Raw genomic sequence first — 12,086 nt, 5'->3', positions numbered from 1 at the left:
CTCAGTTCAGCTTCTGCCGAACCTCGTTGATGCCCTTGGCGAGCAGGTCGTCGGCGACCTGGCCCTTGACCGACTGCGACAGGATCGTGGAGGCGGCCTGGACGGCGGCTTCCGCGGCTGCGGCGCGGACATCGGCCAGCGCCTGGGCCTCGGCGAGCGCGATCTTGCTCTCCGCGGTCTTGGTGCGGCGGGCGACGAAGTCTTCCATCTTCGCCTTGGCGTCGGCCGCGATGCGCTCGGCTTCGGCCTTGGCGTTGGCGATGATGTCGGCAGCCTCGCGCTCGGCGGTGGCACTGCGCGCTTTGTAGTCGGCGAGCACCTTGGCCGCCTCCTGCTTGAGGCGCGCGGCGTCGTCGAGCTCGGCCTTGATGCGCTCGGCGCGATGATCGAGCGCGGTCATCGCCGACTTGAAGACCCCGAGATAGCCGAACACGACCATCAGGATCACGAAGGCGACGGCGACCCAGGTTTCAGGATCGAAGAACATCTCGACTAACCCTTCAAGGACGCATCAACGGCGGCATTGACCGACGCCGCATCCGGAACGACGCCGGTGAGCTGCTGCACGATCTGGCCCGCTGCATCGGCCGCGATGCCGCGGACGTTGGTCATGGCGGTCGTGCGGGTCGAGGCGATGGTCTTCTCCGCCTCGGCGAGCTTGGCCGCCAGCTGCTCTTCCAGCGTCTTGCGCTCGGCTTCCGCCTGCGCATTCGCCTTGTCGCGGGATTCGTTGCCGATCGCCTGCGCGCGCGAACGCGCCGAAGCGAGCTCGCCTTCATAGGCCTTCAGCGCCGCCTCGGACTGGTCCTTCAGCGCCTGCGCCTCGGTGAGGTCGCCCTCGATCTTGTTCTGGCGCGCCTCGATCGCACCGCCGACCTTCGGCAGAGCGAGCTTGGACACGATCACATAAAGCAGGACGAAGAAGATCGCGAGCGACACCAGCTGTGAAGCGAAGGTGCTGCTCTCGAACGGCGGAAACCCGCCGCTGTGATGACCGCCATCGGCTTCGGTGTGGGCGCCCGCCGCCGGTCCTTTTGCCCCGCCATGACTCTCGGCCATGGAGTACTCCTGTTGCTGTCACGCGCCGCTTCGGATGAAGCGGCGCGAAAGAAGTCGTTCTTTAGAAAACGAACAGCAGAAGCAGCGCGATCAGCAGCGAGAAGATGCCGAGCGCTTCGGTCACGGCGAAGCCGAAGATCAGGTTGCCGAACTGGCCCTGAGCGGCCGACGGATTGCGGACGGCTGCGGCGAGGTAGTTGCCGAAGATCACGCCCACGCCGACGCCCGCACCGCCCATGCCGATGCACGCGATGCCCGCGCCGATAAGTTTTGCTGCTGCCGGATCCATTTTAGACTCCTTGGAAGAAAGATTGGGTTGTGGGTGGAAATTCCCCGGACCGCTCAGTGTCCCGGATGAATGGCGTCGTTGAGGTAGATGCAGGTCAGGATCGCAAACACATAGGCTTGCAGGAACGCGACCAGAATCTCGAGGGCGTACAGCGCGACCGTGAGCGCCAGCGGCAGCACGCCGCCGACCCAGCCGATGGCGCCGAGCGAGAAGCCGAGCATGGCGACGAAGCCCGCGAACACCTTCAGCGCGATGTGGCCGGCCAGCATGTTGGCGAACAGACGAATGCTGTGCGAGACCGGCCGCAGGAAGAACGACAGGATCTCGATGAACATGACCAGCGGCAGGATGTAGCCCGGGACGCCGTGAGGAACGAAAATCGAGAAGAATTTCAGGCCGTTCTTGGCGACGCCGTAGATCAGCACGGTGAAGAAGACCAGCAGCGCCAGTCCTACGGTGACGATCAGGTGGCTCGAGACCGTAAAGGTGTAGGGGATGATGCCGACCAGGTTCGAGACGCAGATGAACATGAACAGCGAGAAGATCAGCGGGAAGAACTTCATGCCTTCCGCACCGGCCGTCGAACGGATGGTCGAGGCAACGAACTCGTAGGAGATCTCGGCGACCGACTGCAGACGCCCGGGAATCAGCTGCGTGCCGCTGGCGAGCATCAGGAGCGAGATGATCGCAACTGCCACCAGCATGTAGAGCGATGAATTGGTGAAGGCGATCGTGTGATTGCCGATATGGCCGATCGTGAAGAGAGGCTCGATGTTGAACTGGTGGATCGGATCGATTTTCATCGGCGCGGCATCTCTTGGTCTGCCGGGCAATGCCGGCGGGTCTCGGTCTGCCGGCCGGGCCGGCCCGTACCGGCAAGGCCGGCACGATCATTCCTCTCCTGTGTGGATCGCCTTACGAACCACCGCGCCTGTTTTGACCCGCGCCCGCCGATCTCACCACATTCACCACGCCGGCCACGAAGCCCAGCAGCAGGAACACGATAAATCCGAAAGGCGACGTCGACAGCAAGCGGTCGAACCCCCAGCCAATCCCCGCCCCGACAGCGACACCGGCGACCAACTCGGAGGATAACCGAAAACCAAGCGCCATCGCCGAGGCTCTGGCCGCTCTGTCCTCACCGTTACCTGCGGGTTGCTCGGTCTTGGTGCGGCGGTCGCGAAGTTCGGACAACCGCTGATCAAGATTTCCGAGCCGATCGGAAAGCGCAGCTTCCTCGGGCGATCTATCGCGATCTCCATTCTCGCCGTGTCCCGTGCCCTGTGTCATGCAACGAAGACCCGAAACGCACCGGCTGAATGGAAATTACGCCCGCCACCCTCAAAAGCCGCGCGGACCATACTGATGGCCCATAATCAAGTCAAGCCAAGTCACGATTGCGTCGCTTTCTATTATGTATTTGATTTTCCTGATGATATTGCCGCGCGCGGCAACGCTGCACACAGCGTGACGCCGCACCGCAGCAGCTCTCCTCATGATCGGTGGATGTGGCCGCTATTTCGCCGCGCTGCCGGGATCAAACGGGCCGCCGGCACCGTTGATTTCGGACGGGTGTTTTTGGCGGCAAATCGCTGCGCCGCGGTGTAGAATTGCGGACGTGCCACCTGGGCGTGGTGGCGGAGAGTGCGATGAGACCAGTGACGTCATCCACAGCATCATGGCTCGCGGCGTCGTGCGTCGCCGTGATGGTCGTCAGTGGCAGCCTGGTGGCCGCGCAATCGGCGCCAGACAGCGAAAACGGCCGCTACACCATGACGCCGATCCCCGAGGGGGTGCTGCGGCTCGACACCCGCACAGGAACGATGTCGACCTGCACCAGGAACGGTACCGGCTGGGCCTGCTATGCGGTGCCCGACGAGCGCGCCGCGTTCGACGCCGAGATCGGCCGGCTCCAGGCCGAGGTCGAGAAGCTGAAGGGACAGCTCGCGGCCGGGCCGACCGTGTCGGGCAAGATCGAGGAAGCGCTGCCGAAATCCGACCCGCTGAAGAAGGCGGAGCCGAAGGTCGCCGAAGGCGATCGCAAGATCGAGATCCCGCTGCCGAGCGATCAGGACCTCGATCGCGTGATGTCGTTCCTGGAAAAGGCCTGGCGGAGGCTGATCGACATGGCCAACCGGGTGCAAAAGGACGTGTCGGGGAAGATTTGAGGCCCTTCGCGCGATCCATGCGTTGAGATGCCGTAGGGTGGGCAAAGGCGTTCTTACGCCGTGCCCACCATGTTTCTACAATGATGAAAAGAAGACGTGGGCACGGCGCTTTGCGCCTTTGCCCACCCTACGGCAGTGTTCGATCAGTCGAGACCCTCTATGACATCAGCCAAATCCGTAACCCGCTCGGCGCCGTCGACGGTGCAAGCCGCCACCATCTCCTCGTCACTGCTGACCGTGCAGACGCCGGGCCGCGGCTTCACCGACCTCACCAGCGAAGCCGCAAGATTCATCGCCGAGGCGCGCGCAGGCGAGGGCGCATTGACGCTGTTCGTTCGCCACACCTCGGCGTCGCTGACGATCCAGGAGAACGCCGATCCTTCCGTGCTCGTCGATCTCACCACCGCGCTGTCCCGGCTCGCGCCGGAGAATGCGGGGTGGACGCATGATACCGAGGGACCGGACGACATGCCCGCGCACGTCAAGACCATGCTGACGCAGACCTCGCTGCAGGTCCCGGTCCTGAACGGCAGGCTTGCGCTCGGCACCTGGCAGGCGATCTACCTGATCGAGCACCGCGCCCGCCCGCACCGGCGCGAGGTGGTGCTGCAATTCATCGGCAGCAATCAGTAGGGACAAAACAAAACCGGCCGCGGAGACCGCGGCCGGTTCGTGTCGTTTGGGTTCGCTGGCTTCCGATCAGGTCGCCTTGATGTCGACGTCCTTGGTCTCGGGCAAGAAGAAGAAGCCGATCACAACGGTGATAGCCGCGAACGTAACCGGGTACCAAAGGCCCGCATAGATATCGCCCGTCGAAGCCACGATGGCGAAGGCGGTCGCCGGCAGCAGGCCGCCGAACCAGCCGTTGCCGATGTGGTAGGGCAGCGACATCGAGGTGTAGCGGATGCGGGTCGGGAACAGTTCAACCAGCATCGCGGCGATCGGGCCGTAGACCATGGTGACGAAGATCACCAGGATGAACAGCAGCCCGATGGTCGCGGCCACCTGCGGACGGAAGATGTCGAACGGATGGGCCATCTTCACGATGCCCGCATCGCCGACCTTGGGATAGCCGGCTGCCTGCACCGCGGCGAGGACGGCCGGGTTGCTGTCCTTGGCGTTCGCGTACGGCACTTCCTTGCCGTTGACGACGACCTTCACGCCGGAGCCGGCCGCGCCTGGCGTCGTCGAGTACTTGACCGACGACTGCGACAGGTAGGCGCGCGCGGTGTCGCAAGGCGCGGTGAAGACGCGGGTGCCGACCGGGTTGAACAGGTCGCCGCAGCCCGCGGGATCCGCCACCACGTCGACCTTGACCGACTCGATCGCCTTTTCCAGCGCCGGGTTGGCGTTGGTGGTGATCATCTTGAAGATCGGGAAGAAGGTCAGTGCCGCGATCAGGCAGCCGCCGAGGATGATCGGCTTGCGGCCGATCTTGTCGGACAGCACGCCGAACACGATAAAGAAGCCGGTGCCGAGCAACAGCGACCAGGCGATCAGCAGGTTGGCGGTGTAGCCGTCGACCTTCAGGATCGATTGCAGGAAGAACAGCGCATAGAACTGGCCGGTGTACCAGACCACGCCCTGGCCCATCACGCCGCCGAGCAGCGCGAGCAGCACGAGCTTGCCGTTCTGCCAGTTGCCGAAGGCTTCCGTCAGCGGCGCCTTCGAGCTCTTTCCTTCGTCCTTCATCTTCTGGAAGATCGGCGATTCATTGAGGCGCAGCCGGATCCAGACCGAGATGCCGAGCAGCAGCACCGACACCAGGAACGGGATGCGCCAGCCCCACTTCGCGAAATCGGCTTCGCCGGTCGCGGTGCGGGTGAACAGGATCACCAGCAGCGACAGGAACAGGCCGAGCGTCGCCGTGGTCTGGATGAAGGAGGTGTAGTAGCCGCGCTTGCCGTTCGGCGCGTGCTCCGCGACATAGGTCGCCGCACCGCCATACTCGCCGCCGAGCGCCAGGCCCTGGGCGAGGCGCAGCGCGATCAGGATGATCGGGGCCGCGATACCGATGGTGGCCGCGTTGGGCAGCAGGCCGACGATGAAGGTCGACAGACCCATGATCAGGATGGTGACGAGGAAGGTGTACTTGCGGCCGACGATGTCGCCGATGCGGCCGAACACGATCGCGCCGAACGGACGCACCAGGAAGCCGGCGGCGAATGCCAGCAGCGCGAAGATGTCGCGTGTGGCCGGCGGATAATCCGAGAAGAACTGCACGCCGATGATCGAGGCGAGCGAACCGTAGAGGTAAAAATCGTACCACTCGAAGACGGTACCGAGCGAGGAGGCGAGAATGACGAAACGTTCGTCCTTCGTCATCCCTCCCGCGCCTGCTTGAGACACAGCCATTGTCGACATATTGGGTCGCTCCCCGAAATGCGTTTCCTCGCGCCCCGGGTGTCCGGATGTGCCGGATCGACCCAGGTCTTGCCCGCAAGGTAACATCGGCGTGAAACCCGCCCCAATACGACTTTCGGCCTTGCGCACTGACGCGCACCTGACTGCCCGGTATCGGGCGCCGGCACGGCAGCGAAGGCTTGTGGATTAACCCCTTTGCAGCAAAGGGATAATGGGCACTTGCATGCCACGGCCGGGCAGGGAAGAATTGACCTGCCGCGGCATCGACTCGCCGGCCGGTTGCGAACGATAGCAAGAGAACGATGAACGCTCCCTCGACCCATCTCGTCATTGCCGATGACCATCCCCTGTTCCGCGACGCGCTGCGGCAGGCTGTGGCGAGCGTCCTGACCTCGGCCAGGATCGACGAGGCCGGATCGTTCGAGGATCTGACCAAGCTCCTCGAACAGACCTCCGACGTCGACCTGATCCTGCTCGACCTCTCGATGCCCGGGATCTCCGGCTTCTCCGGCCTGATCTATCTGCGCGCGCAATATCCGGCGGTCCCGGTGGTGATCGTCTCGGCCTCTGACGACAGCGCCACGATCCGCCGCTCGCTTGATTTCGGCGCCTCCGGGTTCATCCCCAAGCGGTTCGGCGTCGAGACGCTGCGCGATGCCATTCTCAAGGTGATGGAAGGCGACGTCTGGGTTCCCGCCGACACCGACCTGTCCGCCGCCGCCGACCCCGACATGACGCGCCTGCGTGACCGTCTGGTGACGCTGACCCCGCAGCAGGTCCGGGTCCTGATGATGCTGTCCGAGGGCCTCCTCAACAAGCAGATCGCCTACGAGCTCGGCGTCTCCGAAGCCACCATCAAGGCGCATGTCTCGGCGATCCTGCAAAAGCTCGGGGTCGAGAGCCGTACCCAGGCGGTGATTGCGGCCGCGAAAATCGCCGGCGGCCAGTGGAAGCAGGGCACGCCGACGGGGTAGCCTCGCTCCGTCATCCTTCGAGGCTCCCGGCGCAATGCTTTGCTTCGCGCCACTCGCACCTCAGGATAACGGAGTTGACAATGTCCGTAGCAGTTCGTTGGCGACCCTAAGATCCGCCGTATCGGAACCTTCAGCAAAGCCATCAAGAGCCGCTTGAAGCAATCGTGTCGCTTCCTCGCACCGATCGCGCTCCGCGAGAAATTCGGCAAGATCGATCGCGGCCCGCAGTTCCCAGGCTTTTGCGCTCTTGCGGCGGCTCAAATCCAGTGACTGCATGAAGTGGGCTTCTGCTTGCTCAGCCTTGGACTCCGGCAGCGACAACAGAACTCTGGCCTTCATCCGCAGCAACTCGGGCATGTAGAGATGATCGCCGCTTTGTTCGACGAGGCGGATCGCATCGTCGATCAGGTGCGCGCTCTGCTCGATCTGCCCGAGCGCCAGAAGCCCCTGCACCAGCGCGATGTTGAACGTCGTGGTGAGCAGCTCGTAACCGGCATCGTGGAGCTCGCGCAGGCAGGCTCTTATCGTCTCGCCGCCGCCGGCGGCGTCGCCGCGCCGGATCGCGAGCTCGCCTTTGACGCCCCGGCCGACCGCGAGATAAGGCCCCATCGAGCGCGACTCGGCATGCGCGATGAAGCGGTCGATGTTCTCTTCCGCATCGTCGAGCTCTCCGCTCCAGAGATCGATCGAAACCGCCCAGATCAGCGCAATGCAGAGCGTGATCGGATGATCCATCTGCGCGGCTTCGGTGACCGTCTGCCGCGCCAACTGCCGCGCATCCGCAGGCCGGCCCTGCAGCCAGAGCTCCCGGGCCAGCGAGATGCCGGCCCGGTTGCGATGATCGAAGCCGTGGACGGTGCTGATCCGCTCCGTGCCCGGCCCCTGCCAGGCAGCCTGCAGCATGTTCAGCGCGTCACGATGCTCACCGGCCAGATGCAGCGAGACGCCCAGGAGGGAGTGGGCGAGGGCGATGGATGCGGCATCGCCCAGCGTCTCGGCAACCGTGAGGCTCTGCCGCGCGTAACCAAGCGCGGCGTCGAACTGTCCCATCCGCTCGTGGAAGATGTGCATCCGGCCGAGCAGCTGAAGCTGGTTCGGCGCATCGCCGCGCGCCTGTGCGATCGCGAGGCCCCGGCTCAAGGCCGTGTGCGCCGCCTCACTGCCCCCGCGCGTGAACATCAAGGTCAGGCCGAGGGCGGCCTGGATGTGCATCTCCTCGGCGCTGCCGCGCGAGGATGCATCGATTGCAAGCAGCGCCCGTTCCGACCAGCGCCGGCATTCGATCAGCAGCGACATCGCGAGAAAGATCGGAGCTGCCGCCGCGGCGAGTGCAATGCCGATGCCCGCTTCGCCGTTTGCACCGAAGCACCAATCCAGCGCGGCGCGCACATTGTGCAGCGCTGAAAAATGGATGGCACGTTCGTCGGCGCTCGGCACCGTCTCCCATGTCGGGCCGGCCTGCTCCAGCCATCGCCGGTAGTAGGTCGCGTGGCGGGCCGAGAGCGCCGCGTCGCTTGGCTCGCTCTCGAGCAGATAGGCGCGCGTCGTGTCGAGCAGACGGTAACGCATCATGGCGCCGACCGGTCGCGGCGCGACCATCGATTTGGCGACGAGGCTGTCGATGGCGTCGAACAGCCGGGCGCGGTCGACGTGTTCGTCCGGCACGACCTCGAGCGCGGCGTCGATGGTGAAATGCCCGGCGAAGACCGCGAGCCTGCGCAGCACGAGGCGCTCGATGCCGGACAGGAGCCCGTAGCTCCAGTCCAGCGTCGCCTGCAACGTCTTCTGCCGCGGCGGCGCGGTGCGCTGACCCTGCCAGAGCAGATTGAGGCGCTCGTCGAGCAGCGCCGCCGTCTGCTCCAGCCCGTAGGCCTCGACCCGGCCGGCTGCGAGCTCGATCGCCAGGGCCATGCCGTCGAGCTTGCGGCAGATGCCGGCGACGATCGCGGCATTGCCGTCGTCGAGTGCGATCTGCGCGCCGCCGGCGGTCGCCCGTTCGATGAAGAGCTGAAGCGCGGGATAGGTCTGCGCGGCCGCCGCAGTCAGTCGGGCGTCGTCTGGCGGAACGGCGAGGGGCGCCAATCGATAGACCTGCTCGCCTTCGACACGCAGGGCTTCGCGGCTCGTTGCGAGGATATGGACATGCGGCGCGGCGTGGAAGATCTCCGCCGCCAGCGGTGCCGCCGCGGCGATGACGTGCTCGCAATTGTCGAGGATCAGCAGCATCCGCTTGTCCCTGAGGTGCGCGAGCAGCGCGGGCAGGGGATCGTCGGCCTCGGCCGGTAGACCCAGCATCAGCAGGATCGACGTGATCACGAGATCGGGATCGCTCAGCGCGGCAAGATCGACAAAGTGTGCGGCGTCGGAGAACGTCTCAAGCAGGTCGTGAGCGATCGCCACGGCAACGGCCGTCTTGCCGACGCCGCCCGGGCCGGCGATCGTGACGAAGCGGGCGGTGGTGAGCTTGTCCGAGATGGCGGCGACCGCATCGTCGCGTCCGACCATGCGTTGCAGCCGATTCGGCAGCTTTACCGGCGGCAGCCCCATCCGCGGTGCGGAACGCGGTTTCGCCGCAATCTCCGTTTGCGAGATCGGCGCCACGAAGCAATAGCCGCGGCCCGAGAGCGTGGTGATGTAGCGGGCGCCGTCCTTGCCGTCGCCGAGGACCTTGCGAAGCGCCGCGATGTGAAAGCGTAAGTTGGCCTCCTCGACGGCCATGCCGGGCCAGACCCGCGCCATCAGCTCCCACTTGCTGACGACCTCGTTCGGCCGCGCCATCAGTGCGATCAGCGTATCGAAGCTCTTGGCACCCATCGGCAGCGCGATGCCGTCGCGCATCACGAGCCTCTCATGCGGCCTCACGGTGAATGGCCCGAACGACAGCGTTGTTGCCGCGGGCGCGGCCGGTTCAGTCATCGCGAAATCTTGCTCATTTGAAAGACCGGATAGCCAGCGGGCGCCGATCCGGCAAGACCGGCCTTGCATCGGCATCAGACCGCGTTTGCAGGCCTCCTGACCGGGTTCCCTGCCGGCCTCACAACATCTCACAAGTCCCAACGGGTGTCCTGCCGAGGCGGCTGGTAGTCAGTTGCGCGACGGCAAGGAGACCTTTCATGACCAAAGCGGCAAAGTTGCTCTACACGGCCAGGACCCGCACCAGCGGCGGGCGACAGGACGGCATGTCCCGCAGCTCCGATGGTCGCCTGGATGTCAAATTGTCGTCGCCGGGCAGTGTCGGCATCGGCACCAATCCCGAGCAATTGTTCGCGGCCGGCTGGTCGGCCTGCTTCGAAGGCGCGATGGAGATTGCGGCGCGCAAGCGCAAAATCGTGCTTCCGAGAAAAAGCGCGATCGATGCGGAAATCGATCTTCTTCTCGATGAAGGCGCTTACGCCCTCCGGGCGCGACTCAATGTCAGCCTGCCGGGCCTCGATCGCGAGGTCGCGCGCGACATCGTCGATGAGGCGCACCAGACCTGCCCCTACTCCAAGGCCGTCCGCGGCAACATCGACGTCGCGGTCGCGCTGATCTGACGCCCATTACCAACCATCAACGAGGTAGCAACACATGAAGCAGCTCATCGACAAGCATCGCCGCACGTTCCTTGGCGCCGCCGCGGGAACCGTCGCCGTCGGTCTCGGCGTGATCGATCTCGCCCGCGCCGAGACGGAAGCGCCGCGCGCCTCCGCATCGAATGCGTCCTTCGGCGCGATCAAGCAGATCGAGGCCGGTGTCCTCAATGTCGGCTATGCGGAGGCAGGCCCATCGAATGGTCCGGTGGCGATCCTGCTGCACGGCTGGCCCTACGACATCCACGCTTTCGTCGATGTCGCACCGATCCTCGCCAAGGCCGGCTATCGCGTGATCATTCCTTATTTGCGCGGCCACGGCACGACGCAGTTCCTCTCCAGCGAAACGCCGCGCAACGGCGAGCCGGCGGCAATGGCCGCCGACATCATCGCGCTGATGGACAAGCTCGACATCAAGAAGGCCGTCGTTGCCGGTTTCGACTGGGGTGCGCGCACCGCCGACATCATCGCGGCGCTGTGGCCGGATCGCTGCCGCGCACTGGTGTCGGTCAGCGGCTATCTGATCTCCAGTCAGGCCGCCGGCGGCGCCCCGTTGCCGCCATCGGCCGAGCTGCAATGGTGGTACCAGTTCTATTTCGCGACCGAGCGCGGCCGCGCCGGCTACGAGAAGTACACGCATGATTTCGCGAAACTGATCTGGAAGCTCGCCTCGCCGCAATGGAAGTTCGACGACGCCACCTTCGCCCGCAGCGCGGCGGCGCTCGACAACAAGGATCATGTCGCGATCACGATCCACAATTACCGCTGGCGGCTTGGGCTTGCCCAGGGCGAGACGAAATATGAGGAGCTCGAAAAGAAGCTCGCGGCAGCTCCCGTCATCAGCGTGCCGACGATCACGATGGAAGGCGACGCCAACGGCGCGCCGCATCCTGATCCCAGCGCCTATGCCAAGAAGTTCTCCGGCCGCTACGACTTTCGCCTGATCACCGGCGGCATCGGCCACAACTTGCCGCAGGAAGCCCCGCAGGCCTTCGCCAAGGCCGTCATCGACGCCGACGGCGCCTGAAGATTTCGTCAGCGTCTCGGCCCGGTCAGGCTGGGCCGAGATGCACATTTTGATTCCAGCTTGATGAAGCCTCATGACGCCGACTGAACCTGAAAAGAAGAAATTCTCATTCTCCACTGCCCTCGTGCTCGCCGTGGTCCTGCTGGTCGTTTTGCTGACTTGCGTGCCGTACCTGGTCACGATTGCGCTCGCCGAAGGTCCTGCGCCGGCCAATGCCTCGCCGATCTTCGGCGTCACGATTCCTGCGGGCTACAAGCAGTGGGAGCTGATCGCACCGGCCGAAGAGGCGGCGCCGCTCGACGAGCTTCGCGCTGTCCTCGGCAACCAGACGGCCGTCGACGCCTATCAGGCCGGCAAGCTTCCGTTTCCGGACGGCACCATTCTGGTCAAGCGCGCCTGGAAGCGGAAACAGTCACCGGAGTTTGCATCAGCGACGATTCCCGGCGCCGCCACCACGGTCCAGGTGATGGTCAAGGATTCCAAGAAATATGCCTCAACCGGCGGCTGGGGTTTTGGCCGGTTCATCGACGGCAAGCCGGTCGACGAGGCCCAGCACCGCACCTGCTGGGGCTGTCACGAAGCCCGCGCCAGGAGCCGCGATTATGTCTTCACGCGGCTGGCGCCGTGAGACCATGC

General features: G+C 64.8%; 14 protein-coding genes. 7 read left to right on the top strand and 7 right to left on the bottom strand.

What is annotated here, in order from left to right; genetic code table 11:
• Position 1: 1 nt before the first annotated feature.
• From gspM to JQ603_RS21745, 5 genes are all read right to left on the bottom strand, one after another.
• On the bottom strand, positions 2-487 hold the full coding sequence (gene gspM / locus JQ603_RS21765) for a type II secretion system protein GspM (protein WP_212342405.1): 486 nt from the start codon (positions 485-487) through the stop codon (positions 2-4).
• 5 nt (positions 488-492) lie between these two features.
• Entirely contained in the window at positions 493-1,059 is a 567-nt protein-coding gene (locus JQ603_RS21760) for a F0F1 ATP synthase subunit B' (protein WP_212342404.1), read from the bottom strand.
• Between the two features lie 61 nt (positions 1,060-1,120).
• Positions 1,121-1,348 carry a F0F1 ATP synthase subunit C gene (locus JQ603_RS21755; protein WP_018643436.1) on the bottom strand — a complete coding sequence of 76 codons (228 nt, stop codon included), beginning with the start codon at positions 1,346-1,348 and terminating at the stop codon, positions 1,121-1,123.
• A gap of 53 nt (positions 1,349-1,401) precedes the next feature.
• Entirely contained in the window at positions 1,402-2,151 is a 750-nt protein-coding gene (locus tag JQ603_RS21750; RefSeq protein WP_212342403.1) for a F0F1 ATP synthase subunit A, read from the bottom strand.
• Between the two features lie 112 nt (positions 2,152-2,263).
• On the bottom strand, positions 2,264-2,638 hold the full coding sequence (locus JQ603_RS21745; protein WP_212342402.1) for an AtpZ/AtpI family protein: 375 nt from the start codon (positions 2,636-2,638) through the stop codon (positions 2,264-2,266).
• Between the two features lie 75 nt (positions 2,639-2,713).
• Here JQ603_RS21745 and JQ603_RS21740 point away from each other — a divergent pair, with 75 nt between their 5' ends.
• The 3 genes from JQ603_RS21740 to JQ603_RS21730 all read left to right on the top strand — a co-directional run bounded on the left by JQ603_RS21740 (position 2,714) and on the right by JQ603_RS21730 (position 4,149).
• Entirely contained in the window at positions 2,714-2,956 is a 243-nt protein-coding gene (locus JQ603_RS21740; protein WP_212342401.1) for a hypothetical protein, read from the top strand.
• Positions 2,957-2,997: 41 nt separating this feature from the next.
• Positions 2,998-3,516, top strand: coding sequence for a hypothetical protein (locus tag JQ603_RS21735; RefSeq protein WP_212342400.1), 519 nt, complete (start codon positions 2,998-3,000; stop codon positions 3,514-3,516).
• Between the two features lie 159 nt (positions 3,517-3,675).
• A complete protein-coding gene (locus JQ603_RS21730; protein WP_212342399.1) occupies positions 3,676-4,149 on the top strand; it encodes a secondary thiamine-phosphate synthase enzyme YjbQ in 474 nt (157 codons plus the stop codon).
• A gap of 66 nt (positions 4,150-4,215) precedes the next feature.
• Here the strand turns inward: JQ603_RS21730 and JQ603_RS21725 are convergent, their stop codons facing one another.
• Positions 4,216-5,841 carry an MFS transporter gene (locus JQ603_RS21725; RefSeq protein WP_212342397.1) on the bottom strand — a complete coding sequence of 542 codons (1,626 nt, stop codon included), beginning with the start codon at positions 5,839-5,841 and terminating at the stop codon, positions 4,216-4,218.
• Positions 5,842-6,182: 341 nt separating this feature from the next.
• Here JQ603_RS21725 and JQ603_RS21720 point away from each other — a divergent pair, with 341 nt between their 5' ends.
• Complete coding sequence (locus JQ603_RS21720; protein WP_018643430.1) at positions 6,183-6,854, top strand: response regulator; 672 nt, start codon at positions 6,183-6,185, stop codon at positions 6,852-6,854.
• A 60-nt stretch (positions 6,855-6,914) separates the two neighbouring features.
• Here the strand turns inward: JQ603_RS21720 and JQ603_RS21715 are convergent, their stop codons facing one another.
• A complete protein-coding gene (locus JQ603_RS21715) occupies positions 6,915-9,770 on the bottom strand; it encodes an ATP-binding protein (RefSeq protein ID WP_212342390.1) in 2,856 nt (951 codons plus the stop codon).
• Positions 9,771-9,967: 197 nt separating this feature from the next.
• Here JQ603_RS21715 and JQ603_RS21710 point away from each other — a divergent pair, with 197 nt between their 5' ends.
• From JQ603_RS21710 to JQ603_RS21700, 3 genes are all read left to right on the top strand, one after another.
• Positions 9,968-10,387: an organic hydroperoxide resistance protein gene (locus JQ603_RS21710; RefSeq protein ID WP_212342387.1), complete on the top strand. Its 420-nt coding sequence runs from the start codon at positions 9,968-9,970 to the stop codon at positions 10,385-10,387.
• Positions 10,388-10,421: 34 nt separating this feature from the next.
• Positions 10,422-11,450 (top strand): alpha/beta fold hydrolase, encoded by a 1,029-nt coding sequence (locus tag JQ603_RS21705; RefSeq protein ID WP_212342386.1) that lies wholly within the window; start codon positions 10,422-10,424, stop codon positions 11,448-11,450.
• 73 nt (positions 11,451-11,523) lie between these two features.
• Positions 11,524-12,078: a cytochrome P460 family protein gene (locus JQ603_RS21700; protein ID WP_212342384.1), complete on the top strand. Its 555-nt coding sequence runs from the start codon at positions 11,524-11,526 to the stop codon at positions 12,076-12,078.
• Positions 12,079-12,086: the final 8 nt, after the last annotated feature.

The organism is Bradyrhizobium liaoningense, assembly GCF_018130825.1.
GTDB classification, from domain to species: domain Bacteria; phylum Pseudomonadota; class Alphaproteobacteria; order Rhizobiales; family Xanthobacteraceae; genus Bradyrhizobium; species Bradyrhizobium liaoningense_B.
This window is presented reverse-complemented; position numbering and strand designations above follow the sequence as displayed.